This is a genomic window from Psychrobacter sp. AOP7-B1-25 (assembly GCF_052376195.1).
Classification (GTDB): Bacteria; Pseudomonadota; Gammaproteobacteria; order Pseudomonadales; family Moraxellaceae; genus Psychrobacter.
Genome location: NZ_JBQSVK010000003.1, coordinates 145,691 through 171,149 on the forward strand (window position 1 = coordinate 145,691; position 25,459 = coordinate 171,149).

Annotated in this window: 27 protein-coding genes, 1 tRNA gene and 1 pseudogene; 14 read left to right on the forward strand and 15 right to left on the reverse strand. The window is 41.0% G+C overall.

The window, feature by feature from the left end; genetic code table 11:
* Positions 1–73 precede the first annotated feature (73 nt).
* The 3 genes from nadR (at position 74) to ACT3QR_RS04675 (ending at position 2,621) form a co-directional block, all read left to right on the forward strand.
* Positions 74–1,132 (forward strand): multifunctional transcriptional regulator/nicotinamide-nucleotide adenylyltransferase/ribosylnicotinamide kinase NadR, encoded by a 1,059-nt coding sequence (gene nadR, locus ACT3QR_RS04665; RefSeq protein WP_444520224.1) that lies wholly within the window; start codon positions 74–76, stop codon positions 1,130–1,132.
* A 108-nt stretch (positions 1,133–1,240) separates the two neighbouring features.
* Positions 1,241–1,972, forward strand: a complete 732-nt coding sequence (gene pnuC / locus ACT3QR_RS04670; RefSeq protein ID WP_444520225.1) for a nicotinamide riboside transporter PnuC — start codon at positions 1,241–1,243, stop codon at positions 1,970–1,972.
* Positions 1,973–2,186: 214 nt separating this feature from the next.
* A complete protein-coding gene (locus ACT3QR_RS04675; protein ID WP_444520226.1) occupies positions 2,187–2,621 on the forward strand; it encodes an Mpo1 family 2-hydroxy fatty acid dioxygenase in 435 nt (144 codons plus the stop codon).
* 199 nt (positions 2,622–2,820) lie between these two features.
* Here the strand turns inward: ACT3QR_RS04675 and ACT3QR_RS04680 are convergent, their stop codons facing one another.
* Positions 2,821–3,432: a nitroreductase family protein gene (locus ACT3QR_RS04680; protein ID WP_444520227.1), complete on the reverse strand. Its 612-nt coding sequence runs from the start codon at positions 3,430–3,432 to the stop codon at positions 2,821–2,823.
* A 110-nt stretch (positions 3,433–3,542) separates the two neighbouring features.
* On the reverse strand, positions 3,543–4,256 hold the full coding sequence (locus ACT3QR_RS04685) for a pirin family protein (protein ID WP_444520228.1): 714 nt from the start codon (positions 4,254–4,256) through the stop codon (positions 3,543–3,545).
* 497 nt (positions 4,257–4,753) lie between these two features.
* Here ACT3QR_RS04685 and ACT3QR_RS04690 point away from each other — a divergent pair, with 497 nt between their 5' ends.
* Positions 4,754–5,659, forward strand: a complete 906-nt coding sequence (locus tag ACT3QR_RS04690) for a LysR family transcriptional regulator (RefSeq protein WP_444520229.1) — start codon at positions 4,754–4,756, stop codon at positions 5,657–5,659.
* A gap of 106 nt (positions 5,660–5,765) precedes the next feature.
* Here the strand turns inward: ACT3QR_RS04690 and ACT3QR_RS04695 are convergent, their stop codons facing one another.
* From ACT3QR_RS04695 to ACT3QR_RS04720, 6 genes are all read right to left on the reverse strand, one after another.
* Positions 5,766–6,170, reverse strand: coding sequence for a roadblock/LC7 domain-containing protein (locus ACT3QR_RS04695; protein WP_444520230.1), 405 nt, complete (start codon positions 6,168–6,170; stop codon positions 5,766–5,768).
* 8 nt (positions 6,171–6,178) lie between these two features.
* Positions 6,179–6,712, reverse strand: a complete 534-nt coding sequence (locus tag ACT3QR_RS04700) for a GTP-binding protein (protein WP_444520231.1) — start codon at positions 6,710–6,712, stop codon at positions 6,179–6,181.
* Positions 6,713–6,716: 4 nt separating this feature from the next.
* Entirely contained in the window at positions 6,717–7,445 is a 729-nt protein-coding gene (locus ACT3QR_RS04705; protein ID WP_444520232.1) for a BLUF domain-containing protein, read from the reverse strand.
* 182 nt (positions 7,446–7,627) lie between these two features.
* Positions 7,628–7,987 carry a roadblock/LC7 domain-containing protein gene (locus tag ACT3QR_RS04710; RefSeq protein WP_444520233.1) on the reverse strand — a complete coding sequence of 120 codons (360 nt, stop codon included), beginning with the start codon at positions 7,985–7,987 and terminating at the stop codon, positions 7,628–7,630.
* Between the two features lie 769 nt (positions 7,988–8,756).
* On the reverse strand, positions 8,757–10,160 hold the full coding sequence (locus tag ACT3QR_RS04715; protein ID WP_444520234.1) for a Na+/H+ antiporter NhaC family protein: 1,404 nt from the start codon (positions 10,158–10,160) through the stop codon (positions 8,757–8,759).
* Between the two features lie 211 nt (positions 10,161–10,371).
* Positions 10,372–10,446 (reverse strand) — tRNA-Gly (locus ACT3QR_RS04720).
* A gap of 526 nt (positions 10,447–10,972) precedes the next feature.
* Between ACT3QR_RS04720 and ACT3QR_RS04725 the strand changes: the two genes are divergently transcribed.
* From ACT3QR_RS04725 to ACT3QR_RS04740, 4 genes are all read left to right on the forward strand, one after another.
* Entirely contained in the window at positions 10,973–11,785 is an 813-nt protein-coding gene (locus tag ACT3QR_RS04725) for a M48 family metallopeptidase (protein WP_444520235.1), read from the forward strand.
* A 260-nt stretch (positions 11,786–12,045) separates the two neighbouring features.
* The gene (locus ACT3QR_RS04730; protein ID WP_444520236.1) at positions 12,046–12,366 is read left to right on the forward strand and encodes a BolA family protein; all 321 of its coding nucleotides are present in this window, start codon (positions 12,046–12,048) and stop codon (positions 12,364–12,366) included.
* Positions 12,367–12,440: 74 nt separating this feature from the next.
* On the forward strand, positions 12,441–12,800 hold the full coding sequence (locus ACT3QR_RS04735; RefSeq protein WP_444520237.1) for a SirB2 family protein: 360 nt from the start codon (positions 12,441–12,443) through the stop codon (positions 12,798–12,800).
* Positions 12,801–12,966: 166 nt separating this feature from the next.
* Complete coding sequence (locus ACT3QR_RS04740; protein WP_444520238.1) at positions 12,967–13,362, forward strand: hypothetical protein; 396 nt, start codon at positions 12,967–12,969, stop codon at positions 13,360–13,362.
* A gap of 148 nt (positions 13,363–13,510) precedes the next feature.
* Here the strand turns inward: ACT3QR_RS04740 and trxC are convergent, their stop codons facing one another.
* From trxC to ACT3QR_RS04760, 4 genes and pseudogenes are all read right to left on the reverse strand, one after another.
* Positions 13,511–13,948 (reverse strand): thioredoxin TrxC, encoded by a 438-nt coding sequence (trxC, locus tag ACT3QR_RS04745; RefSeq protein WP_444520239.1) that lies wholly within the window; start codon positions 13,946–13,948, stop codon positions 13,511–13,513.
* A 166-nt stretch (positions 13,949–14,114) separates the two neighbouring features.
* The gene (locus ACT3QR_RS04750) at positions 14,115–14,735 is read right to left on the reverse strand and encodes a class I SAM-dependent methyltransferase (protein ID WP_444520240.1); all 621 of its coding nucleotides are present in this window, start codon (positions 14,733–14,735) and stop codon (positions 14,115–14,117) included.
* Between the two features lie 75 nt (positions 14,736–14,810).
* Positions 14,811–14,999 (reverse strand): annotated as a pseudogene (locus ACT3QR_RS04755) (YgaP family membrane protein).
* Between the two features lie 115 nt (positions 15,000–15,114).
* A complete protein-coding gene (locus tag ACT3QR_RS04760; protein ID WP_444520241.1) occupies positions 15,115–15,981 on the reverse strand; it encodes an MBL fold metallo-hydrolase in 867 nt (288 codons plus the stop codon).
* 364 nt (positions 15,982–16,345) lie between these two features.
* On the opposite strand from ACT3QR_RS04760, the gene ACT3QR_RS04765 reads away from it, so the two are divergent.
* The 5 genes from ACT3QR_RS04765 to ACT3QR_RS04785 all read left to right on the forward strand — a co-directional run bounded on the left by ACT3QR_RS04765 (position 16,346) and on the right by ACT3QR_RS04785 (position 20,575).
* A complete protein-coding gene (locus ACT3QR_RS04765; protein WP_444520242.1) occupies positions 16,346–16,633 on the forward strand; it encodes an ArsR/SmtB family transcription factor in 288 nt (95 codons plus the stop codon).
* A gap of 50 nt (positions 16,634–16,683) precedes the next feature.
* Complete coding sequence (locus ACT3QR_RS04770) at positions 16,684–18,387, forward strand: SulP family inorganic anion transporter (protein WP_444520243.1); 1,704 nt, start codon at positions 16,684–16,686, stop codon at positions 18,385–18,387.
* 237 nt (positions 18,388–18,624) lie between these two features.
* Positions 18,625–18,951 (forward strand): beta-lactamase hydrolase domain-containing protein, encoded by a 327-nt coding sequence (locus tag ACT3QR_RS04775; protein WP_444520244.1) that lies wholly within the window; start codon positions 18,625–18,627, stop codon positions 18,949–18,951.
* Positions 18,952–19,013: 62 nt separating this feature from the next.
* Positions 19,014–19,346 carry a TIGR01244 family sulfur transferase gene (locus tag ACT3QR_RS04780; RefSeq protein ID WP_057761521.1) on the forward strand — a complete coding sequence of 111 codons (333 nt, stop codon included), beginning with the start codon at positions 19,014–19,016 and terminating at the stop codon, positions 19,344–19,346.
* Between the two features lie 371 nt (positions 19,347–19,717).
* Positions 19,718–20,575 (forward strand): bile acid:sodium symporter family protein, encoded by an 858-nt coding sequence (locus ACT3QR_RS04785; protein WP_444520245.1) that lies wholly within the window; start codon positions 19,718–19,720, stop codon positions 20,573–20,575.
* A 98-nt stretch (positions 20,576–20,673) separates the two neighbouring features.
* Here the strand turns inward: ACT3QR_RS04785 and ACT3QR_RS04790 are convergent, their stop codons facing one another.
* Together ACT3QR_RS04790 and ahpF are read right to left on the reverse strand one after the other, a co-directional pair.
* Positions 20,674–22,122 carry an alanine/glycine:cation symporter family protein gene (locus tag ACT3QR_RS04790; RefSeq protein ID WP_444520246.1) on the reverse strand — a complete coding sequence of 483 codons (1,449 nt, stop codon included), beginning with the start codon at positions 22,120–22,122 and terminating at the stop codon, positions 20,674–20,676.
* A gap of 259 nt (positions 22,123–22,381) precedes the next feature.
* Entirely contained in the window at positions 22,382–23,959 is a 1,578-nt protein-coding gene (gene ahpF / locus ACT3QR_RS04795; protein ID WP_444520247.1) for an alkyl hydroperoxide reductase subunit F, read from the reverse strand.
* Positions 23,960–24,394: 435 nt separating this feature from the next.
* Between ahpF and ACT3QR_RS04800 the strand changes: the two genes are divergently transcribed.
* Positions 24,395–24,643 (forward strand): YdcH family protein, encoded by a 249-nt coding sequence (locus tag ACT3QR_RS04800; RefSeq protein ID WP_444520248.1) that lies wholly within the window; start codon positions 24,395–24,397, stop codon positions 24,641–24,643.
* Positions 24,644–24,813: 170 nt separating this feature from the next.
* Here the strand turns inward: ACT3QR_RS04800 and ahpC are convergent, their stop codons facing one another.
* Entirely contained in the window at positions 24,814–25,380 is a 567-nt protein-coding gene (ahpC, locus tag ACT3QR_RS04805) for an alkyl hydroperoxide reductase subunit C (protein WP_444520249.1), read from the reverse strand.
* Positions 25,381–25,459: the final 79 nt, after the last annotated feature.

Below are 25,459 nucleotides of genomic sequence, written 5' to 3' on the forward strand. Positions count from 1 at the left end.
AGACAGCATTGACCGTATTTTTAGAATAGACATAAAGCACTAAGATTAGGATAAAAAAATAATAAGGATAACTATGTACGACACTGGATTGATGATTGGACATTTCGAGCCCCTACATTTAGGGCAGATGCGCAGCATATTGGATGCAGCAGGACAAGCTAAGACCTTGCACATCGTTATTATAGCGCATCCATCGCCTCATCCAGATTTTACCATCACCTTACAAGATAAAGCGCGCTGGCTACAGATGGCCTGTGCCGATTTGCCATTTATACATATTCATACGACTCATGAAATCGAGCTACCGCTACACGAACATCTATATAGTGCTAACGATGATATTAGTATCGATGTCGCTGCTAGTAATGCCAAATTGCAACGTTTGATGGACGCATTATCACTATCAGCAGAGACTGTGTTGTTTATGGCGGACAATCACCCACTCACTCGCAATGACATACAAGACCAGTTGCTTTTGCCAGTCGTTACTACACCGCTACAGCCTGACTTTGACTCTTATGCCATCGCTCGTAATCCAGTCGCACATTGGTCAGCACTTCATCCACAAGCACGTGTCGACTATACCAAAACCGTCGCTATAGTCGGTGGTGAAAGCTCAGGCAAGACAACGCTGGTACACAAACTTGCCAATTATTATGGTGCCAGCTTTGCCCTAGAAATGGGGCGTCTGTATGTCGGTACAGATTTAGGTGGTAGCGAGGTCGGATTACAGTACAGTGATTATGGCCCTATTTGTCTTGATCATGCTCAAGCGATACGAGAGGCTAAAGCTAATGCGACTGCCCCTATTACCATCGTTGATACTGACTTTGTCACTACGCAAGCATTCTGTGAAGAGTATGAAGGTCGTACGCACCCTTTTGTAGCCACTTGTATTGACGAGTTTCGTTTAGACTACACCATTATGTTAGACAACAATACGCCATGGGTTGATGATGGCATGCGCTCTTTGGGTACGCCTGAAGCGCGTGGACGCTTCGAGCAGCGTTTGATAGATATTTTTGCACGTCACGATATTACGCCACATATGATTGATCAGCCTGACTATGACGCTCGCTACCAACAAGCGTTACTATTAATTGATCAGTATATTTATAGCAAAAAATCATAACGTACACTGAGCGTATTTATAATAATTTATTTACTAGCACATGTTATTTAGCTAGCGCATGACAGTTAGCAATATATTGATATCAGTATTTACTTTGGGGAAAAAGCGATGCGTATTCAGCTATTGGACAACATCACCGGGAAATGGGCGATGCAATGGATTATCACTTGGTTTATTTGTGGTGTTCTTGCCTTGTCCGCAGGTTTTTGGTTCACGACAGACCATACCAGGCTTGATTGGTTTTATTTAGCGGTCTCATTCATTGGTTTGGTTTGCGTGGTCTCGCTGTCATTCCGCAAAAACGTCATGGGTAATGGTTTTGGTATGGGAGCAACCGCTGGCGAAGTCATCGTTCAGGCAACGTCTGGTGCAGTTGGTCTGATGCTTGCGCCATTATTTAACTTTTTTACCCATGTTTACGGTATTTTTTATTGGTCAAAGCATACCGATCCTGATGGCGACATGATACCCAAATCAGCAAGCAAAGCAGTTTGGTTAATTACAGCCACATTTATTATCATTGGTCTCGCTCTTTTTCCTACGATAAATGATTTACTAGCAAGCTATGGCTATGCGGTTGTAGAAGATGATAATAGTAAGTTTTTAGGGTTCATTTCCTTCTTCTGGATCAACGTCATTGCTTTTGTACTGTCCATCACAGCTCAGGCAGCTATGATTTTGCGCTATTCATTTAACTGGTGGTTATGGATTATCGTTAACTTCGTTTGGCTCATCGTGAACCTAATGTCTGGCAACTATATCTTTGCTATTCAAACTATGGTGTATCAAGTAAACGCCTTTATTGGCCTGTATGAATGGCACCGCAGCGAACGAGGATAACGCATCTTTTGCTTGTAGAAAAAGTCCCTTGGGATTTTGAATGAAATCTTGCCGATATGGCATCAATAGTACGAGTGAACTTGACTGTGCCGTCTATCAGATAACGTGGTAGACAGTCACAATTAGTGCTACAAATGATGTTAACAATCATCTTCGTATTGAGTTCAGTAGCGAGTGTCCGTTATTTATCTTATTTACTAACAGGGAGGTTAGTATGTCTCGTCAACCCAAAATGTCCAAACGTACGCTAGAGCAATGGCTTAGTGAGTACTCTGTCAGTCACCAAAACTTGGTCAATAAAAAAATTCATTGGTTATGTGTGCCAACCATCTTTGTCAGCCTGTTAGGTATGGGCATGTCGCTATCCGTGTGGTTCACCTTAGTACTAAGCGCATTAGTGTTATTGTTTTATATGCGCTTATCTACGCCACTGTTTTTAGCAATGGGAATGTTTATTCTTATTTGTTTGTCAGTAATGGCAGCGATGCCGTGGGGCTTTAAAGCCTGGGCAGCGGTATTTATCGTTGCATGGATTGGCCAATTCATTGGTCATAAAATCGAGGGCCAAAAACCTTCTTTCTTTAAAGATTTACAGTTTTTGTTAATCGGTCCAGCATGGGTGGCTAACAGTTTGATGCAGCGTAAATAGTCATCAATCTCTGTGTAATTTTTGCAGGAATTCAGCTTAGCTGTAGGCTAGTCAATAACCTCTACAATCTTTACTCTCAATAAGAAATGTCACCAATAAAAAAAACGCTACTCAGCAATTACTAAGTGGCGCTTTTTGTTTTACGTAAGCTTTTGGGGCTATTAAGATTTTAGGGCTATATAGAATAGACTACCCTATCTTATGCACCAAACACTTTCATACGCTCTTCAACTGGCTTAAATGCCTTTTCGCCTGCTGGCTGCTCAATCGCTCCAAATACCAATTGTGCATTTAGCGTCCAGTCTTTATCGATATCCCAAGCGCTAGCTACTTTTTGATCGATTACTGGATTGTAGTGCTGTAAGTTTGCGCCAACATCGACACTGGCTAGTGCCGTCCAGATAACATACTGATGCATGGCACTGGTTTGACTTGCCCAGATTGGGAAGTTGTCAGCATATAGTGGCGCAGCCTCTTGCATGCCTCTAACAACTGCTTGATCTTCAAAAAATAGCACTGTACCAGCACCGTTACGGAAACCATTGACACGCTCTTTGGTTGATTTAAACTTCTCTTCGTCACTAACGATTTCGCGTAACGTATCTTCGGTCATATCCCACAATTTACGATGGTCGTCGCCGAACAATACAACGATACGCGTCGATTGCGAGTTAAACGACGATGGCGTGTGCAAAATAGCATGTTCAACTATTTTTACGATTTCATCATTAGTTACTGGCAGTTGGTTGCTTAGCGCATAGATAGAACGACGTTTTTCTGCAAGCTGCTGTAATGTTGTTAAATCTGACATAGTGTTTCTCCACGTTGTTAGTAGAATAGTTATTGATAAGAATAATTTTTAATATGAGTGATTGTTAGTATTAACATTCTAATTGATAAAGGCAATTTGCTCTTCAATAGCTACACAAATAACGGCACTTCCATCACTAGTACACGGGCAGGTGAATCTACATCCATCGTAAAGCTCTGAATATCCCAAATGCCTAGGCCATCACGAGTAGATAGGACTTTATCATTTATCACGACTTCACCGCTGATGACAAATACATATACACCGTTGTTAGGATTATTTAACTGATAAGCCTCTGATATGCCTTCGTCAAAATCACCCATGCTAAACCAAGCATCTTGATGTATCCAAACCCCTGCATCATCAGCATTAGGTGATAGCACTTGGCTAAACTCGTTAGGTCGCATAATGTCGCTCATATGTACCTGTTGATAACGCGGTGCGACATCTGTTTTGTTTGGTATCACCCAAATTTGCAAAAACCTCACAGCATCTGCATTACTTCCATTCATTTCACTATGGGTAATGCCTGTACCCGCTGACATCACTTGGATTTCACCAGTCTCTATAATTCCTTCATTACCAATACTATCGCCATGAGCGAGCTTACCAGATAGAGGAATACTGATAATTTCCATGTTTCGGTGCGAATGTTTACCAAACCCTTTACCGCCAATGACGAAATCATCATTAATGACGCGTAAGACACCAAAGCTCATACGCTCGGGATCATAGTAATTGGCAAAACTAAAGGTATGCCTACTTTTAAGCCAACCATGATTGGCATCGCCACGCGAATCTGCTGCATGATAAATTGTTTTCATTATTTATCCTTAGCTATTGATAAATTAACCAGCTATATATTTATTATTGATTAATATATTTAAACAATGGAACTATTATAATTACTGACCCTGCATAGATAAACCAAGATAAATGCAAATAACTATTCTCTTTTTGAGAACAATCAGAGTACTTTTAATATCCTATAAGACCAATTTTTTATGACAGCTCTCTATAAGCCTGCGAAACCTAACTTGTTTACAGCATGCTAGGCAAACCTACTGATTCCACATAGCCTTGAGTAGCGACATAATCTGTCATCTTGCTAATATCTGCGAAAATAAAAACGACTGATGAAAGTAAACGACCGGTTAATGTGCTCAATTGCTATAACTTGTTCGTAATGATGCTCCAAAACTGTGTTTAAGAAGTATTCGATTAAATAAAAGCGCTAGTATAGGCGTTGACTAACAAACGACAAGCAGCAATACTCACAAATATAAGTTCTTGGTTTAAGAACAATCATGAGGTATCGATAATGGGTCAATTAGAAGATATGGCAATGTTTGTACGCGTTGTTGAGGCAGGCAGTATTACCAAAGCAGCTGAGCAGTTAAACATCGCAAAATCAGCTGTTAGTCGCCGTCTTAAAGAGCTAGAGGAACGTTTGGGCAATCAACTCATTAGCCGTACCACTCGGCGCTCCAAATTGACACAAGTTGGTGAGCAGTATTATCGACAAGTCACTAATATCTTGAGCGCCGTTGATGCTATCAATGAATATACTACTGATGCTCCCATGCGTATCGAAGGCACGCTAAAAATGACAGCACCATTATCTTTTGGGATTATGCATCTGAACGATATAATTGATGAGTATGCCCATGAGCACCCTAACTTAAAATTTGAGTTAGACTTTTCTGATCGGCGTATCGATTTGATCGAAGAAGGCTACGAATTAGCCATTCGAATTGGAGCGTTGCGTGACTCTAGCTATCAAGCCAAGCAGCTTGCGTTGATTCGTTGTGTCATTTGCGCCAGTCCCGATTACCTGGCAAGAATTGGTACACCTGAGACGCTAGCGGATCTAGAAGGACATGAGTTTTTACAATACAGCCTTACTCAAACTAATAGTATAGAGTTGATGGATGCACAAGGAAAAAGACATTACCGTACGATAGATGCCAAAGTCAAAGCCACTAATGGTGAGTTCTTAGTTGATTTAGCAGTCAAAGGTCATGGCATTACTTTTTTACCGACCTTTATTGCTTATAAAAAATTGGCATTGGGTGAGCTCGTACCTGTTTTACAACAGTATCAACTACCTACCTTGAAGGCGTATGCGATTTATCCAAAAAATCGTTTTTTATCGCAGCGTTGTCGCTACTTGATCGATTTTATTGCAGAGCGGTTCGGTGATAATCCATACTGGGATTCTTTTTAATGGAATCTTATTAAGCAAGTTTATTCTTATGAAGAGTATGCAACCGTACTGAGTTTGCAGGAACGTCTACTGCTATAAAAATAAAGTACTTAGCCTTCTTAGCATATTACTCAGTGATAGCTGAGATTTTGCTTCTCAGTTTCTTAGTCTTATACCTTGCTTCTGCTAATGCCATCTTATCTTGTGCCACCACGGTTAACACGCATGGTTTTCCAATATAGTCTGTTTTGACAAACAATATATTTCCAGAAGTAGCCTCAACGATAGTGATATTACACTTACCTTGTTTCATTTGACTTGCGGATGAATCACTCAACGCTGATAACGTACTACTCATCGCAGCAAACTTATCAGACTGATTACTTAACTCGTTGATCGAAAAGCAACCGATAGGGAAGCCATCTGTGGTACAAAGGCTAACTAATATGATTTCTCTGTTTGCCTCACACGTTGCTTTCATGTGCTTCAAGAGTTCAATTTTTGCTGGTGATTCATCGTTTCGTATGGTCATATCTTGCATTAACCTTGGTTGTTCAGGGTATTAAATAATGATAATAGAGACACGGCGGACTCTTTATTCCTAGGGTCAGTATTAATCACTGGCGCAACTATGTCGTGCTGCATCAGCATGACTCTTATTTCTTGTCCGAGCACTGCCACGCTTTGCTTATCAGCGTCTTCACAATGAGTAATACCAATGATACAAGTAGTCTGTTTTTTTGCTGGGGCAAAAAAGTGTAGTAGTTTGTCTAAGTTGGCATAATCAGGTGTTTCACCATGCTTTACCAAGATGAGTAGGCCCCACAAAGAGTTATTTACGAACTCCCATAAAAACGAAAAACGTTCTTGACCTGGAACCCCATAAATACCCAATGCCATATCGTCAGATAAGGTTATTCTTCCATAATCAATACCGACTGTGGTGTACTCTTTACCAATATCAATACTAGACTCTGCTTCTGTCTCAAAAGGAGTTATTTCACTTAAAGTCTTGACCATTTGAGTCTTTCCGGCGCCCACTTCACCAATGATAGCTAGCTTCTGATAATTCAATTTTTTACCTCATTCCTAAGAATTTTTTGATCGCACCATAAAATTTGTTAGGCTTTTTTTCACTAACCTTTTTCTCATCTAATGGCTGTACATCTGTCACATCCAGTATACCTGATAGCTCAAAGCCTGATATCATTTTTGTGACTTGATCAAGTGGGCCAAACTCTCCACTGCTTATTAGCGCATCAAATGGATACGGCTTGTTAGTTAGTTTGACACATAAAGCTATAATCAGTTGAGGATTACTCTCATGATTTAAATCAGGCCAAGCCAATAACTTAAGACTTCTGCCTTTATAATCCTTTTGGAGAACGGTGTCAGATTTTTTTATGTCAAAGAAGGGTTGAATACGTTTTGTGTGCTGTTCATTGAAGCCATTTAAAAGAGCGCTGTTATTTTCGATAAAAGTATCAAAAAAAGTGCTTTGATCTACAAAGTCAAATACGCTGACACCCCAGTTCTTAAAACTACGCTCTGTCACATTTTGATCGAGAAAAACCCAAATATCTTCATGTCTAGGATCAGATGCTATCTTGGCCATTAACTTGTCTACTTCAGCAGAAGGACCTTCAAGCACTTGAAGGTACTGCCCTTCACGGTAGGATATGATGCCAGTGATTTGTGATTCTGGATTATGCTTACTAGAAACTGTAATAATATCTGATAACCCAGTAGGCATACGAATACTGCGGTCTTGAATAGGCACCCTGCTGACATATGCAACACATTTCATTTTGCCACCACTTGATAGAACATCTGAAACTTCGTTAAAATTTTATATACCGTCATAAAATATTAATTCGTTATATACCGTACATATATAACGAATTTAATCATACTACTCATATTTCCAATATATTGAGTAATAAAGAATATTACATAAACCAGCTACTGGCTTAATTAATTTTAGCTAATTTACACTTCTAATTTCTTTTCTATTGATTGTACTTTGCGGCGCGCCAATGCAAGGTTCGCTTTTGATTTATCAAGTACTAAATAAATAAACAAATCTTCATGGCTAGCTGTAGGGCGAATGATATGTAGCTGAGACTCTAGTGTAATCAGCATATCTTCAATTTCACCTTTGATATCTAGTGACTTCATGGTTGCTACTTTTGCCTTTACTACCTGAGAGTTACCTGCTGCAGCCAACTCCAAATCAACACCGCCACCAGTCATACCCAGTACCATGCCTGACATATAGTCAACGATACAAGCACCCATAGCACCATCAAGATCCATTAGTTCTTTTAAAGACTCATTGATATTTGACATACTTTGTTCCTATTCATTTGTTTGTGTTTAGATGAGGTAATTTTCTTTTGAGAACACTCATACAATTCAATAGCACCAAAACTTATTAAGCTTATCTGCTATCTAACTATTAGCAAAATTTAAATTCATTTATTAATAGTTAATAAGTTCGTGATAATTTAATAAAATAATTAAAAGTGTTTTCGGTACAGAAATCATAGCGTACTTTTATATAAAGCCAGATTCCCATAGTGACATCTATTATATCCCACATAACAACTAGAAACACATTTACACCTAACCACTCAGGGGTAAATAACGACCACTGAGTATGAAAAGCAACACGAATCGATAATGATTATACTTTAGAGCATGAAATTTATATTTTTGACTTTGAGTTTTATAAAGATACAAGAAGATTTAATTTAGAAGCATAGAAGATAAAATTTAGAATTTTTGCATAGAAATGATTAAATCCTCTCTAATAAGCATTTTGATATGACACACGAAAATATAGCTGATTGAAAAATTCGGTTTATAAAAGCATAAAGACTATAAGTTATACCATCAATCAGAGTACTGTTTAGAACGATAAAAACACCACTCAACTGCTCATTGGAAGATGCTTCTTCAAAACTTACGCAAGCATACTGTGCGATTACAGCAATATATCTAAGAATCCTAACAGATACGCGTCGTATCAAAAGTAAATACATCAATAAATACGTATTTCGCAACAAAAAAAGGTGGAGCTAATATTAGCCCCACCTTTTTTATCAATCATCATCTATCACGCTTCGACTACCTTCCCTTCTTTAACCCGACTAATCGTCAACCCTGTAAACCCAAATAATAGCGTCAGCAGTAATGACAAATAACAGAAGAACGCATAAGGCAAATAATCTAGTACCGGCACCCCTAACGCCTGACTGATAAACACCCCGCACACACTCCACGGTACTAATGGATTAATCACCGTCCCTGCATCCTCAATCGTCCGCGACAAATTCTTAGGATGCAAATGCAAGCGCTCAAACGTCGAACGAAAGGCCGTACCTGATAATAGAATACTCAAATACTGCTCACCAATCAGCACGTTAATGCTCAGTGCCGACATCGCTGCGGCAAAGATAGCCCGTCCTGAGGTCGTGAGTGCATCCTTAATACCAGACAGCAGTGCTGGCAGAATACCTAGCGCCGTTAATAGACCACCTAAACTCAATGCCAATATCACAATCGCTTGCGTGAAGAACATACTCTGTACACCGCCGCGTGACAGCATACCACCTACCTCACCCAGCTCTAGTGATTCAGAAGGAGCATAGCCTGCAAACAGATAGCCGCCTAACTGACCAAAACTTGGTGAGCTGTGTACATAAGTAATGATGAGTGCCGCGGCAATCGTACAGATAATCGTATAGATCGCATTAACTCTAAACAGTGCTAATCCTACCAATATCACAAAAGGCAGTACCGAATACCCATGTACCAACCCACTGTCTATCAGCTGACCTTGTAATACAGTCACTTGACCAAGATCAGAGCCTGACGTCTGTCCTGAAAACATCCAAAATAAGATGACGGTCAGTATCCATGCAGGTACTGTCGTGTACATCATATTGCGAATGTGCTCAAACAGATCGATACCGACTACAGAGGAAGCAATAGTACAAGTATCAGATAAGGGAGACATCTTATCACCGAAGAACGCGCCTGATACTACTGCCCCTGCTGCTATTGCTACATTGGCATCAAAGGCGTTACTCATACCAATAAAGGCTACACCAAGCGTTGCAGCAGTGGTCAGACTACTGCCTAAAGCAATACCGATGATAGAGGTTAAGATAAAGGCAGAGATATAGTAATACTCAGGTGAGATGAACTGGAAGCCTACATGCATGAGCGTGGGAATAGCGCCAGACATCATGAGAGCTGCCACCATCAGTCCAATAAAGAAGAACAGGTAGATGGCACCGATACCGCGCATGACACCTGAGGCCATTTGTGCTTGCATGTCATCAAAGCTAAGTCCTTTAACCATACCAATAGCCAGCAGCACACAGATAGCCAAGATAAGAGACAGATGCGGCACCCAGCCAAAACCAATCATGGTGATGCCCATGATACCGATGACGATGGTAGATATGATAAAGGCAAGCTTGGCACTGATTATGGTGAGAGGGGTTGGTGGCATTGGACGCCCTTATGTTGCTGATAGGTTTAATTCGTTCAGGTATTAAGGTGTGCGCACCTTCTTTTCAATATTAATAATTTCTGTCTTGCTTATAGTTAGCTTTAATTATTACTTTCTATATCTCCACTATCATCTGACTGAGGACAGATTTTACACATAAAAAAAAGCCTCACTGTGAAGTGAGGCTTTTTGAGCTTTTTCAAGCCATATTTGGAGCGGGAAAAGAGATTCGAACTCTCGACCCCAACCTTGGCAAGGTTATGCTCTACCACTGAGCTATTCCCGCTTATTATCAATTCGTAGCGTTGTTAACAACTACTCCGTCTCGATAGGCTGGCTATTTTAGCAAATATTCTGTGGGTGTCAACACCTTTTTTAAAATTTGTTCCTAATATTTTTAGCTAAACACCTTTTTTATAAGGTGGTTCAACATAAGCAATTGATTTAAAAACAGGAATTAATTTTAACTAAATTAAAATATTTCACATTAATTGTAGAGCTTTAAGTCTAGGCTTCACTCCTCTTAGCTTTATTATAGTCATAAGACACTCATTTAAGAAAAAATCACTATTTTTTCTCAACACAATATACTGCACTTACAATCATGCGCTTTATTGTTACTTTTTCTATCTTGGCTTTAAGTGCTTAACATTATTATACTTATGTCTAATGACAGTTAAGGTAAACTTTTACTGTTTAAGCAGATGAATGAGTACTACTAAAAAATTAACAAACATGCCTTCACCATCTGCTGTACCATTTTTCAATTTGTCTGATTTTGAGTTTTTCCATTTTATAGAGAGGATATTTTTATGAAAAAGTTATTAACCACGACAGTAATGGCTGCCTCACTGTCAGCACTGACCTTGACTGGCTGTAGTAGCACGACCAGTACAGGTGCACTTGGTGTCGATCGTCAGCAGCTACTACTAGTCTCCAGCGAGCAAGTATTACAGCTATCTGCCCAAAGCTATGCTCAAACATTACAAGATGCCAAATCAAAGGGCTTGTTAGATACCAACACTGCTCAGCTAAATCGTCTAAAAAATATTGCCAATCGTTTGGTTGGTCAAGTCGGGGTTTATCGTGCAGACGCTGCCCAATGGCAGTGGGAAGTACATACTATTAAGTCTGATGAGCTAAATGCATTTGTTATGCCTGGTGGTAAAATAATGTTTTATTCAGGCATCATTGATCGTCTGAACCTCACTGATGATGAGATTGCTGCCATCATGGGGCATGAAATCTCTCATGCTTTACGTGAGCATTCACGCGAACGCCTCTCACGTGAATATGCTACTCAGACAGGCATTGGTGTTGCCGCTAGTATATTTGGCTTATCGCAAGGACAGGCTGAGTTAGCAGGTACTGCTGGTAATTTAGGCTTGAGCTTACCCCACAGTCGCACTCAAGAAAGCGAAGCCGACCAGATCGGTCTTGAGCTGATGGCACGTGCAGGATACAACCCTCAAGCCGCTATTACTCTGTGGCAAAAAATGCAAAAGGCAAGCCAAGGTGAGCCACCTCAATTCCTAAGTACTCACCCGTCAAGCAGCAATCGTATTTCTGAGCTACAGTCATTGATGCCAAAAGTTACGCCTTTATACCAACAGTCGCGCCGCTAATAAGTAGCTACTCTTATGCTTTAGCAGTACGCATTTAGATATCATATAAGCAAAGTACAACCAAAGCGTTGTGCTTTGCTTTTTTAGTTATAGCCAAACATTGTAGTTTCTATAATTGGTAAGCCTGATAATTAGTGGAGTTTACAATTAGTCGACTGAGTAATCGCACTCTATACCGTTTACTGTGTCTGCTATAATACCAATAAATATTATTTGCAAATTGCCCGATATAATTGCACAAAATACATTGAAGGATTGTTATGAGTACCACACCTACTGCCGACGCACTTCATGCCGAATTACAGGCGCTAAAGCCACAGCATATCGAACTGATCAATGAGTCGATGTCTCATGCAGGTTACTTTGAAGGTAAAGAAAGCCACTTTAAACTTACTATCGTTAGCGATGCTTTTGAAGGCAAGCGATTGGTCGGGCGTCACCAGCTTATCTATGGCTTAGTCACACCTTTGCTCACCTCACAAGGCGGTCAAGTACATGCCCTAGCTATCCATGCCTATACTCCGACAGAATGGCAAGGTCAAAGCCCTGCAAGTCCGCTATGTGCTGGTCAAAACAAATAGTAGACCACGTCTGGATCGCAACTACATATTTCAAGTTAGCCTATATACTGCAGTTTTAGAGGGAGCAATATTCAATGAAACATCTACATATGCTGATGGCAGCACTGACTGTTGTGCTATTTTTATATCAAAGCTATTTAGTACTCAGCGCAGATAGACGCGCACCACGTGTGGTCAAAATAGCCACTCATATCATTTATGCCCTGCTTATCTTGTCAGGTGCGACGATGCTAATGCAGTTGATGGGTGCCAATGCTCCTGTACAGTGGGTATTTGCCAAAATCATTTTACTTATCGCTGCTATTAGCTCAAGTATCAAAGCGTTTAAGGTTGATGCGACACCTGGGCAAAGAAAAACAGGTATCCTTATCGCTGCCGTTGCTTATATCGGTATTGTGATACTTGCCTTTGCCAAACCAGCAAACTTATTTTAATAAGCGTTCTTTTATTTTAATAAGCAACTGTCTTAGAATGCTGTCGATGTTTTGGTGAAAGGATACGAAAATTTTTAATCATCGATAGATTTTAAATATCTTAATCGCACTATTTTTGCTATCTTAAATAGATGTAAATAAAATCAATTAGCCTATTGGAGCCATTATGAAAACGTTTACGACAGCGACACTACTAGCTGGCATTTTTGCGCTCTCAGGCTGTGCCTCTACTGGTAGCATCACCCCACAATATGTACCGCCAAGTACTTATCAAAATTATAATTGCCAAGCACTTAGCCAAGAGTACACTCGCATCAACCGCTATGTGGAAGCGGCTCGCAATGAACAATCTACGCTATCGGCATCAGGCGTCGGTGTTGGCGTTTCTGCAGGACGCTGGGGCATCTCGCCTAATATCAGCTTTGGTCTAGGCAAAAGCAACAATACCAAAGCGCGTGATGCAAAATTATCGCGTCTCTATGGTGAGCGTGATGCCATTATCCAATCGGCACGCATTCAGCGTTGTAGCTTTGCCAATGGCATCAAGATCTATGGTGAATAAGTTGAAGCAAGCGCAAAAAGATTTAAACAACTAAGACAGTGCGTAACACAATAAAAAAGCCAATATGCAGATCGCATATTGGCTTTTTTATTGTGTTATAGCTTTGATAAGTATCATCCTAATCTGACGAATACTACTTTACTAAGCCCTACACCTGCAAGCTTTGTACCCACTGGATGATTTGATGACTTGGTAACGCGCCTGATTGTCGCGCGACTTCTTTACCATTTCTAAAAGCAACCATCGTTGGTAGACTTCGAATATTATAAGGAGCGGCCGCCTGCTCGTATTTATCCGTTTGGACTTTAGCGAAGACGACTTGCGGCAATTGGCTAGCAGCAGTTTTAAACTCTGGCGCCATCATAATACAAGGCTGACACCAGCTCGCCCAAAAATCCACGACAGTCAATACATCGTTTTTTTGGATAACCTTGTTAGCTGTTTGTGCATTTAGCTCATGCGGACTGGCAGTCAATAATGGCTGACCACATTTACCGCATTTTGGCGCAGCACTCAATCGTGCAGCAGGTACACGGTTGGTTGCTTGGCAATGTGGGCATACTAAATGAAAACTTTGCTCGCTCATTATTTAGTTCCTATTCTAATTATTTTGTTATCTTAAACACTCTTGATGAACGCTTTTGTCTGAAAACTATTTACGTTGATTGCCGTAATTATAGGCATTGTCGCATTGATTGATCACGTTGATTAATTATATGAATGATTCTAGCACAGTTAATTATGCTCATCTTTTATGTCAATTGCTGTGCCACGCCACTATATACATAGCTCATCGGTCGTGGACCGGGCAAATACGCTTCGCTCAACTCATCGACGACAAAACCACCTTTTTTGATAAGTGCTGGAATATCGCGATCCAAATGACATCCTCCCGCTATAGGCTTCCAAAAAGGCGTCAATCGATGCTGCCAGCGCTCAACTGAAGAATCTGGTGCCAGTCCATGCTCACAAAATAGTAAACGTCCATTAGGTTTTAACACACGCACCATTTCTCGAAGCGCGGCTACTGGATCATCAATACTACACAAAGTAAAAGTCATCACAATCGTATCAAATTGGTTAGTATCAGCATGAATACCTTCAACATCGACAGCTATCACTTCAACTGGAATGCCAGTGTCAGCTGCCCGCTTACGTGCGAGCGACTGCATCTGAGCCGCTGGATCAACACCGATAATAGAAGAGACTTTTTTGGCATCATAAAACTGTAAATTCAGACCGCTACCAATACCAATCTCTAACACATTGCCCAATGCTTGCGGGACGATTGTGGACCGCGCTTTCATCACGCTACCGTTACCGCAAGCGATATCGATCGTTTTTGGCAGCACATACTGCTGATAAAGGTTCATATACCTCTCATCACTATATTCAACGTTGCCTTTAGTCTACTATTGATTGTACAAAAACACAGTAGATGAATACGCTTACGACTGACGCTTACACGTATTGATACCGAGTAACGAATAAAGTGCGCATGAGCGGAATAAACCAGTAAACAAAGGAATTAAGCCAACGACACCTCATAAGCTTTGATAATAAAGACCTAAAGCAATGATTATGAGACCAGCCACAACACGTAGTGTCCTATCGGTACGACCTACATTAACTTTCATAATAAATTCCTTGAAGTAATAAAAGCAATAATATTTGAGGTCAAACCCTATCAAGTTAACGACTATTGACTCATAGTTGATTAATCATAGTTTTGCGGTTTTTGTAGCAGCTCGACTACAAAGCGTTAATAGGTACTTTCAAATAACGCGTACCGTTGTCTTCTGCCTCTGGAAGATTTCCCGCATCGATATTGATTTGTACAGCAGGAATGATAAGGCGAGGCATGTCTAAAGTCGCATCACGGCGCTCACGCATCTGCACAAACTCTGCTTCGTTTATACTGTCTTTGACATGGATGTTTTCTAGCTTTTGCGCAGCTACTGTTGTCGTTGGGCAATGCTGACGACCTTTGCTCGGATAATCATGACACAGATACATGACGGTATCTTCAGGGAGTGCTAACAGCTTTTGGATAGACTGATAAAGCGTTTTGGCATCACCACCAGGGAAATCACAGCGAGCAGTTCCCACGTCAGGCGCAAATAACGTATCTCCAACGAATACGACGGTTTTTTCATCGTCAGCAGCCAGATAGGCCATATCGGCACGTGTATGACCGGGTACATACATCGCGGTGATCGTAATGTTGCCAAGCTCTAAGATCTCGCCCTCGTCTGTCAAAATATCAAACTGACTGGCATCAGTGTGAAAACTGGTATCAAAGTTAAAAATTTGCTTAAAGATTTTTTGTACTTCGGTGATATGCTGACCGATGACTAACTGTCCACCAAGGCTTTCTTTCACATGAATGGCTGCCGATAAATGATCTGCATGGGCATGCGTCTCGATGATGTACTTGAGCGTCCAATCCTGCTCACGCACAAACTCGATCACTTCATCCACACTACTTGTATTGGTTCTACCTGACTTAGCATTAAAGTTCAATACAGGATCGACAATGGCGCAAAGTTTCTGCTCGGTATCAGCAAGTACGTGGGTATAGGTTTCTGTATCGCTATCTAAAAAAGAATGGACTTGCATGGTGGCCTCTTTAATTATTTATATATATTTCGATCACAGGGATTTTTTATCTTTAATTGACCCTTAAGTATGGTAGTCAGTCGTATATAATGTGTTCCTACGACTTATCTGATGTCTATAATATAACAACCAGTTTACAATTTATCAATTTATATAATGTAATTAATGATAACTTTCTATACAGCGTGATATCATTGATAATCAAATATATATTGTTTAAGACCTCATGACATTTACTGCCATCTAATGTAAGGAATTCGTTCTGACTACTTCTATTTCAGCCGAAGGTACACCTGCTCGCAGTGCCACTGACGACGTATCATCTGACATTGCAGATTTAGTACCTGCCGATCTTGCAAAGCAAATGCAGCAAGCATCGCTACAAGCCAGCCAACTATTAAAGTCGCTATCGCACCCTGATCGCCTACTGCTTCTCTGTCAATTGACCCAAGGTGAATATTGCGTTGGTGAGCTTGAAGAGTTGGTCGGGGTTGGGCAGCCAAGCTTATCGCAGCAATTGGGTATATTGCGTAAAGACGAGCTGGTCGCCACACGCCGTGAAGGCAAGCAAATTTACTATAGTATCGCAAGCGAAGATGCACTAGCGGTACTTGATCTGCTGTATCAACGTTTTTGTGCCAAAGCAGAATAGTACCGCTTTCATTTAACTACTTCTGCTATTTACTACGGTGATTGATTGATATGTCCTCTATCGTCGCTCGTCTGATTCCATCTTGGCTGCGTCAATACCAGCTCACAGCGTTACCGGCTGATCTCGTCGCTGGCATAGTAGTGGGCGTGTTAGTAATACCGCAGAGCCTAGGTTACGCCGTATTGGCAGGACTGCCACCTGTCTATGGTTTATATGCAGCAATTGTACCTGTACTCGTCTACGCTTGGCTCGGCTCTAGCAACGTACAAGCCGTAGGCCCAGTTGCCATCACCGCCATTATGACAGCCAGTGGTCTACTGCCCTATGCTGAACAAGGATCAGAGCAATATGCACTGATGGCAAGTCTATTGGCACTGATGGTAGGTGCCTTACTGTGGATTGCAGGAAGGTTAAGACTCGGCTGGATCATGCAGTTTATCAGTCGCGGTGTGTCCGCAGGGTTTGTAAGCGGTGCAGCTGTTCTTATATTTGTAAGTCAGCTCAAATATCTGACAGACATTCCAATCACTGGTAATAGTTTAATTGGGTATTTGTCTACCATACAGCGCTATGCTAACCAGCTGCACCCACTGACCTTAGCGATTGGTATTACCGCATTTGCACTGCTGGCTGCCAATCGCTATGCAAGTGAATGGATATGGCAGTCGTGGCTATCATCGTCGTATGCCAAATGGGCAGAGCGCTTGTTTCCGCTTATCTTACTCGGCGTCGCTATCGTACTTAGTATGGCACTGCATTGGAGCGCACATGGTGTCGCGACTATTGGACGTATTCCACAAGGACTGCCTAGCTTTACGTTGCCGCATATTTCAGACCTACAAGAGGCGCTGAAGCTTTTGCCAACTGCAGGATTGATGGCGCTTATCGTATTTGTTTCGAGCAGTTCCGTTGCCAATACCTATGCTCGCTTACGTGGTGAGAGCTTTGATGCCAATCGTGAACTGACTGGACTTGGACTGGCCAATCTGTCTGGTGGACTGTTCCAGAGTTTCGCAGTCGCAGGAGGTTTTTCGCGTACTGCTATCAATGCCGACTCAGGTGCTAAGACACCACTTGCCAGTTTTGTCACCGTACTGGTGATGATTGCCGCACTAATAGCCTTTAGCAGTGCGCTTGCTCCACTACCCTATGCACTGCTGGGCGCAACCATCATGGCTTCTATTATTGGATTGATAGATATTGCGACCTTAAAGTCTGCATGGCAGCGTGATCGCTTAGATGGCGCTAGCTTTTTGGCAGCGTTTGTCGGTGTGCTTATATTTGGGCTAAATACTGGTCTAGTCATCGGTCTGATGGTGTCATTCGCCAGTCTTATCTGGCAATCGAGTAAGCCGCACGTGGCTATCGTTGGGCAGTTGGGTGGTACAGGGCATTTTCGAAATATCAATCGCCATGATGTAGTGACTTTTGACAACTTATTGATGTTGCGTATCGATGAGAGTTTGTTTTTTGGTAATAGTGAATCTGTACATCGACGCATTCTCAATGCCATGCAGCAATACCCTAACGCCAATGAAATCATATTGATTATGGCCGCCGTCAATCACATAGATCTGACCGCTCAAGAAATGCTTTGCACTTTAAACCACGAGTTAGCGCTACAGAACAAGCGCTTACATTTTAGCTTTATCAAAGGTCCTGTGATGGACATCATTGGTCACACTTCATTAATTAGCGAGCTATCAGGGCAAGTATATCTAAGTACTTTAGATGCTGTCGATGCGTTAAAGTAATCTATAGTTTGACCGCCCCAGAATCGCCATAATACTAGTTTTTTCTCGCCCTCAATTACTATTGTCGTCTACAACGCAATATCGCTATGATAGCGCCTGTGTTATGCTAGACCTATTGAATAGGGAATCAATTGGCCTAGAAATCGGCCTCAAAAATACTGAATTATAGTCCTTTGATGTCCTTTGCCAAACCTTCAATAATAAATATATATTAACAGATATAACTGAACCTATTTTATGACCGATAATTTAACGATTTACAAGCAAATATACCCAAGCCAATGCGTTAAGATTGCCGAGCTTGGCTATCGCTCAGTGCTTAATGTTCGCCCAGATGCTGAAATAGAAACACAGCCTAATAGCTGTGACTTGGCGACTGCTACCAAAAAGGCAAACCTAGCGTATCAATATCTGCCATTTGATGATGAACGTCTAAGTATGCTGACAGTCGAGCAGTTTGCCGATTTCTATCATTCAATGCCCAAGCCCATATTAATGTTTTGCGGTACTGGTGCACGCGCCAAACTGCTATACCAAAGTGCATTGATGCAAGGCCTGTTGTAACAACTATAGCTCGAACTAACGCGTTTTATAAAACCAACAACACCAATAAAAAAGGAGCTCTTATGAGCCATGAAGTTAGCTTTACCGGACAAATCACGCCTGACCAAGTGCCTATGATTGCCGAAAATGGTTTCAAAACCATTATCAATAACCGTCCTGATGGTGAAGAACCAAATCAGCCAACCAGTGCTGAAATCGAAGCAGCAGCTAAAGAAGCCGGACTTGCTTATAAAGAGATTTCTTTTGCAGGTAACGAGCTAAACCAAACTCACGTCGAAACATTTGCAGATTTCTTTAATCAAGCTGAACAACCAATGTTAATTTTTTGCCGTACAGGTAACCGCTCAAACGGTATCTATGAAGCAGCCAAGCAGATGGATTTGCTAGATGACTAGTTCAGCACAAACCGACTAAACATTTGAAGTATTTAAAATATTTAGCTCACAAAATCTTGTGGGCTTTTTACTGCGCTTATTATCAAGCTCAAAGTTTCATTAGATGTAAATAGCTCAATCACTGCCTAATCACTTCCCGATAGTCTCCCAAAAATCTCAATAGTCACGACAAATGGGTTACTAAGCGAGCGTAATACCGCTATTATCATTTGATATGCTTGACCTAATTCAATGGTTGAAACACTTAGTTAACTAGATAATTAAATGCCTAAACACATGGAATGTGAGCAGCTACTTCAAAAGTGCCACGCTGCTATTTACTTTTAAAACGCCATCTTTTTATGGCATTTTAGCTTTACAAGGAATGTTTGATGAATAATACCGCGCTAGCATTACTGCCACTAGCACTTGCCTACATTATGTTCACCCTAGGCGCAGGACTAAAACCTAGTGATTTTAAAATCATTGCCAAATATCCCAAAGCGTTCTTTGTCGGCTTACTCAATCAAGTTGTGCTAGTACCATTGGTGGCGCTCGCAGTCGTGCTAGTAGCGGCTCCGCCACCAGCGATTGCTTTTGGAATTATGCTGATCAGTTTTTGTCCAGGCGGCGTCACGAGCAATATGTTGACCTATTATGCCAAAGGAAATGTCGCGCTTTCTATCGCATTGACAGGTGTGGTCAGTATATTATCAGTAGTTACATTGCCTATTTTAATTACATTGGCTTTCGATCATTTTATGAAAGATCAGGCAAACTCTATTAGTGCCATAAAGATTGGCCTAGTCATGTTCTTATTGACCACATTGCCCGTGTCTCTTGGTATGCTTGCTCGGCATAAATTTACTAACTTTATGGTGCGTCGTAGCAGTCTTTTGAACGGATTGGCTAGTGTATTTTTCGTCTTGATTGTCTTTGCTGCTATTGCCTCCAACTGGCAATTATTACAATCACAGTTCACTCAAATTGGTCTAGAACTTATCTTTATCATTGCTATTCTATTCGCTATTAGCATCTTGACTTCTAGAGTTCTAAAACTCAGCTGGTTCGACACCAAAACCATCTCAATAGAAACCAGTATCCAAAATAGTACGACGGCTATTACTTTAGCTCCTATCATTATGGGCGTGAGCACACTACCCGTTATTGCGCTACCTGCTGCTGTATATGGTGTGCTGATGTATGTTGTTGCGCTGCCCGTTATCTTTTTGATCAAAAACAAAAACTGATTATAGTAAGTACGAGAAATAAAAAGCGCCCATCCAGTATCTGGACAGGCGCTTTTTTGCAATACAATTTCTTTGATAAGAAATGAAGTGTATGCGTTCTACTGTTTTTGATCTAACGCTTCTTTTACCGCTTTTTTACCCCATGCACTCAGATCGAGATCCAGCCTTTCATACTCTTGCGCATCAAATAACGGCTCCTTAACCCCTGATTTTAATTGGCTTGCAAAATCGTCCAATAGACGCTTGGCCCGCGGAAATAACATCATCAGTGCCAATAAGTTTGCTAATGCTAGTACGCCCATCAGCGGATCAGCGAAGAAGAATACCGTAGTAGCTGCAGGAGCTACTGCACCTAAAAATAATACCGCAATCACCACAATACGTAATATCAAGGTCGCCATTTTAATATTCTTTTTGACCAAAAAGTTGATTGCATTTTCACCCATATAATAGTTATACATGATAGAGCTCAAGGCAAATAGCAATATCGATGTGGTCAAGATATACTGCGCCCAATCCCCAAGCTGGGTCGTTAGCGCTTGCTGGGCCAGTACAATACCATCGACTTCGGCACCTGGTTGGTACACGCCACTAAGTAAAATCATAAATGCTGTGGCACTACATACGATCATCGTATCGATAAACACAGATAATGACTGCGAGATACCCTGACTAACAGGATGAGTGGCGTAAGCGGTAGCGGCAACATTCGGTGCAGAACCCAGACCTGCTTCATTAGAAAACAAACCACGTTTCATACCTTGCTCAATCGCCACACCAATACCACCGCCCACGACAGATTCAATACCAAAAGCATTTTTGACAATCATCACTACTAATGCAGGCAATTCTGTGAAGTTAAACGCGATAATCATAAGCGCCATACCGATATAAATTAACGCCATAACAGGAATGAAAACGTCAGCTACTTTGGCAATACGCTGAATACCACCAAAGACAATAAACCCACCTGCAATCACCAGTACCAAACCTGATATCCAACGATCGATTCCAAAACTTTCGAGAGCAGAACCTGCTACCGTATTGCCTTGGAATGCCACAAACCCGATAGAGAACGACAATAGTAGAGAAATAGCATAAATAACAGCAAGCCAGCGATAGTCCTTACCTAAGCCATGTAAGATATAGGTCGCAGGACCACCGCGAAAATTACCTTCGGCATCTCTACGCTTGTAAAGCTGGGCTAAGCTACACTCAACAATGCTCGTCATCATCCCAATTAAGGCCACAACCCACATCCAGAATACGGCACCTGGACCCCCTAGAGAGATTGCAACAGCAACACCAGCAATGTTACCACCACCAACACGTCCACCGATAGAAACGAGCAAAGCCTGACGCGCAGAAATTCCGTCGTCTCCTACCTCATCTGTCTTAAATACGCGGAACATACGTTTGAAGTATCTAAACTGCGCAAACTTGCCCACAATGGTAAATAACAGACCGAAAATAATCAGCATAGGGATGAGTGCCCAGCCCCAAGTCAGATCTCCAACTTGAGCGAAAAAAGCTTCAATATATTCCACGCCGATTTTCCTTATAGTTCATGATGCTATGATAAGTTTTATTGAACTCATTATTGCACCAACAACATGAATTTGTAATTCAAATTACGACTATGTAAAGTAGATACTGGTATTTCCTAAGAAAATCACTTTATTGGTTCAAATAAACATCTACTTTCTAAATATTAGAACTTATTCTATAGAGAAGTACTTATACGGTGGCATAAAAAAACCACCTCAACTAAGGTGGTCCTTGATACTTAAACTAATACTAAACAACTTACTGCATGACCAAGTATTCAAACGCTGACAACGCCGCTTTACTGCCCTCACCCATCGCAATGTTAATCTGCTTAAATGGAACAGTGGTTACATCACCACAAGCAAAAATACCTTTACGATCTGTACGGCAGCGCTCATCGATTTCAATCTCACCGAAGCGGTTTAGATCAACGAAGCCTTTGATGAATTCAGTGTTTGGTACTAAACCAATCTGTACAAACACCCCTGACAAATCACGCTCATGAGTCTCACCTGTGCTGCGATCTTGATAGACAATAGAAGATACTTTACCATCAGTCGCTTTGATTTCTTGCGTCGCTGCACCAGTAACGAATTCGATATTAGCTTTTTCTTTGGCTTTATTAATAAGCACTTGGTCAGCTTTTAGCTCATCAGCGAACTCTAATACAGTAACGTGATTAACGATACCTGCTAAATCTAATGCAGCCTCAACACCTGAGTTACCACCGCCAATCACTGAGATGTCTTTACCTTTAAAGAACGGGCCATCACAATGTGCACAGAACGCCACGCCTTTACCGATATTTTCTTCTTCGCCCGGCACACCAAGCTTTCTCCACTGAGCACCTGTCGCCAAGATAATACTACGAGTTTCGAACTTCTCACCAGTATTTAGGTGGATACTATAGTTCTCTTCTTCAGTCTCTTCGATATCTTTAACGCTCACATGCTCTTTTAGTGTGATGTTATATTCAGACACATGCTTAACAAAGTTAGCCGACAGATCTGTACCATTGGTTAGTGGCACTGAGATCAGGTTTTCGATATCTTGCGTGTCTTTTACCTGCCCACCAATACGATCAGCGACCATTGTGACCTTTAGACCTTTACGCGCTGTGTAAATGGCAGCAGCCACACCTGCAGGACCAGCACCGATGATAGTAACGTCTTGTTGCTCTAATTGCTCAGCATCGTCTTCTACTTCTGATAAGAGGTCTGGAAACTGCTCTTGTAATTTTCCGATCAATTTAGCAGTGTCAATTAGGCCGTTAGCAAATGGCTTACCGTTCAAAAATACTGCTGGCACCCCTTGGATTTTGTTCGCTTCTACTTGCTCTTGAAACAAAGCACCGTCAATCATCTCATTGCTAATACCATCGTTTAATAGCGCGAATTGATTCAACGCTTGAACGACCTCTGGACAGCTGTGGCACGACAATGACACATAGGTTTGGAACTGTAGTGGCTTGTTGAAACGCTTAACCAGCTTTTGAATACCTTCATCTAATTTTAGCGTATGACCACCTGCCTGCAAAATCGCCAAAATCAACGAAGTAAACTCATGGCCACCTGGGATACCGCTAAATACGATGCCTGTATCGTTTGATGCGCCATCGATGTGACTGACTACTTTAAAGCTGATTGCACTCGGCAAACTATCATCAGTTGCTTCTGCATCGAAATTGATTTTGTCTGTTGTTCCAGCAATCTTGGTCAAAAAATCGATCAATTCTGCGCGCTTTGTGTGCGTTCCATTACCTAATACAAAAGTAATAGGACGTGTCATATTTTCACTGTAGCTCTTAACGGCATCTAATAAATTCTGATCTATCATGTTTGTTCCTCATTATGACTAAATATGTAACGGTAGCTGTCATGCTACGCGTCTAAATATGGAATAGTTGATGTTAATAATTTTGTATAAAAGATTATATATATTAGGCTCTTGCCCTTTGATGTGTCTATTATCAAGCGTTTAGCTAACTTCAGCAAGCTGAGAAACTCAAACCTTAAGTTTTATAAAACTAATCATAAATAAATATAATAAATTAAATTTAAATCAATGAGGATATAACAGCCATAGAACCGGAGCGAATTATTCGCTACAATCAAATCAAGTCGATATAAATATCAATCATTCATCGCGTATTTCATGAATATATGGACTTAACAATTTAGTATCGATTGATGTCTCAAAATCTTAAAAAACCTTAACCATAACGTACGACTGTTTACAAACAGTTCTGTACTTGATATCAAGGATGACCAGATGAGAAAGACTGACACATTGCAAGATAATAAAGAAGTTATCGCTGAACTTAAGCAAAAAGACAGCCACTTTGCCAGTATTTTTGATGAGCATACACAACTAGATCAGCAAATTAATCGCCTTGAAAAAGACCCAATAAAGCATGCCAGTCGTGAAGAAGAAATCGAACAAATGAAACGACGAAAGCTACAGCTCAAAGACGAGATTTATAAAATCATTGATAAAAACAAAGCCCAGTCTTATGCTTAATATTGCGTCTAGGTTTAGAGAGATGCTTAAAAAATAATACTAACGGCTCCTATGCTTAAAACGTAAAAAGACCCCATTAACATAAGTTAATGGGGTCTTTTTTTGTAGCATTGATTTAAATCAAATGTTTAAGATACAACGCTACTTTTATCTAAGTACAAAGTACCTACTTAGATTTTACCAACTAGGTCAAGACTTGGCTTCAATGTGTCGCCGCCTTGTTCCCAAGCTGCTGGGCAAACTTCGCCGTCGTTTTCACGAACGTACTGTGCTGCTTTTACTTTACGTAGCATATCTTTTGCACTACGGCCGATACCGCCAGCATGGATTTCAGCTACTTGGATCAATCCATCAGGATCTACTAAGAAAGTACCACGCTCAGCCAAACCTGCTTCTTCAATCATAACGTTAAAGCCACGAGTGATTTTACCAGTAGGATCACCGATCATTGGATATTGTACTTTACCGATAGCATCTGAAGAATCATGCCATGCTTTGTGCGTGAAATGCGTGTCAGTAGATACTGAATACACTTCAACACCTAGACCTTTTAGCTCGTCATAATGAGCAGCCATGTCTTCTAGCTCAGTTGGGCAAACAAACGTGAAATCAGCTGGGTAAAATAGGAAAATTGCCCAGTTGCCTTTTACGTCTTCTGAAGTGATGGTTTTGAACTCACCGTTTACATATGCATCTGCTGAAAATTCTGGGATTTCTTGATTGATGATAGACGCCATGGTTGGCTCCTCTATAGTTAATTGAATTAAAAATTATTTATATGGTTTTTCAATTAGCCCGCTAGCTCTCTGGGCTACC

Excerpts from the sequence above, each read along its gene's own strand:
- nadR (WP_444520224.1), top strand. The coding sequence starts at position 74 with ATGTACGACACTGGATTGATGATTGGACATTTCGAGCCCCTACATTTA.
- pnuC (WP_444520225.1), top strand. The coding sequence starts at position 1,241 with ATGCGTATTCAGCTATTGGACAACATCACCGGGAAATGGGCGATGCAA.
- ACT3QR_RS04675 (WP_444520226.1), top strand. The coding sequence starts at position 2,187 with ATGTCTCGTCAACCCAAAATGTCCAAACGTACGCTAGAGCAATGGCTT.
- ACT3QR_RS04680 (WP_444520227.1), bottom strand. The coding sequence starts at position 3,432 with ATGTCAGATTTAACAACATTACAGCAGCTTGCAGAAAAACGTCGTTCT.
- ACT3QR_RS04685 (WP_444520228.1), bottom strand. The coding sequence starts at position 4,256 with ATGAAAACAATTTATCATGCAGCAGATTCGCGTGGCGATGCCAATCAT.
- ACT3QR_RS04690 (WP_444520229.1), top strand. The coding sequence starts at position 4,754 with ATGGGTCAATTAGAAGATATGGCAATGTTTGTACGCGTTGTTGAGGCA.
- ACT3QR_RS04695 (WP_444520230.1), bottom strand. The coding sequence starts at position 6,170 with ATGACCATACGAAACGATGAATCACCAGCAAAAATTGAACTCTTGAAG.
- ACT3QR_RS04705 (WP_444520232.1), bottom strand. The coding sequence starts at position 7,445 with ATGAAATGTGTTGCATATGTCAGCAGGGTGCCTATTCAAGACCGCAGT.
- ACT3QR_RS04710 (WP_444520233.1), bottom strand. The coding sequence starts at position 7,987 with ATGTCAAATATCAATGAGTCTTTAAAAGAACTAATGGATCTTGATGGT.
- ACT3QR_RS04715 (WP_444520234.1), bottom strand. The coding sequence starts at position 10,160 with ATGCCACCAACCCCTCTCACCATAATCAGTGCCAAGCTTGCCTTTATC.
- ACT3QR_RS04725 (WP_444520235.1), top strand. The coding sequence starts at position 10,973 with ATGAAAAAGTTATTAACCACGACAGTAATGGCTGCCTCACTGTCAGCA.
- ACT3QR_RS04730 (WP_444520236.1), top strand. The coding sequence starts at position 12,046 with ATGAGTACCACACCTACTGCCGACGCACTTCATGCCGAATTACAGGCG.
- ACT3QR_RS04735 (WP_444520237.1), top strand. The coding sequence starts at position 12,441 with ATGAAACATCTACATATGCTGATGGCAGCACTGACTGTTGTGCTATTT.
- ACT3QR_RS04740 (WP_444520238.1), top strand. The coding sequence starts at position 12,967 with ATGAAAACGTTTACGACAGCGACACTACTAGCTGGCATTTTTGCGCTC.
- trxC (WP_444520239.1), bottom strand. The coding sequence starts at position 13,948 with ATGAGCGAGCAAAGTTTTCATTTAGTATGCCCACATTGCCAAGCAACC.
- ACT3QR_RS04750 (WP_444520240.1), bottom strand. The coding sequence starts at position 14,735 with ATGAACCTTTATCAGCAGTATGTGCTGCCAAAAACGATCGATATCGCT.
- ACT3QR_RS04760 (WP_444520241.1), bottom strand. The coding sequence starts at position 15,981 with ATGCAAGTCCATTCTTTTTTAGATAGCGATACAGAAACCTATACCCAC.
- ACT3QR_RS04765 (WP_444520242.1), top strand. The coding sequence starts at position 16,346 with ATGCAGCAAGCATCGCTACAAGCCAGCCAACTATTAAAGTCGCTATCG.
- ACT3QR_RS04770 (WP_444520243.1), top strand. The coding sequence starts at position 16,684 with ATGTCCTCTATCGTCGCTCGTCTGATTCCATCTTGGCTGCGTCAATAC.
- ACT3QR_RS04775 (WP_444520244.1), top strand. The coding sequence starts at position 18,625 with ATGACCGATAATTTAACGATTTACAAGCAAATATACCCAAGCCAATGC.
- ACT3QR_RS04780 (WP_057761521.1), top strand. The coding sequence starts at position 19,014 with ATGAGCCATGAAGTTAGCTTTACCGGACAAATCACGCCTGACCAAGTG.
- ACT3QR_RS04785 (WP_444520245.1), top strand. The coding sequence starts at position 19,718 with ATGAATAATACCGCGCTAGCATTACTGCCACTAGCACTTGCCTACATT.
- ahpF (WP_444520247.1), bottom strand. The coding sequence starts at position 23,959 with ATGATAGATCAGAATTTATTAGATGCCGTTAAGAGCTACAGTGAAAAT.
- ACT3QR_RS04800 (WP_444520248.1), top strand. The coding sequence starts at position 24,395 with ATGAGAAAGACTGACACATTGCAAGATAATAAAGAAGTTATCGCTGAA.
- ahpC (WP_444520249.1), bottom strand. The coding sequence starts at position 25,380 with ATGGCGTCTATCATCAATCAAGAAATCCCAGAATTTTCAGCAGATGCA.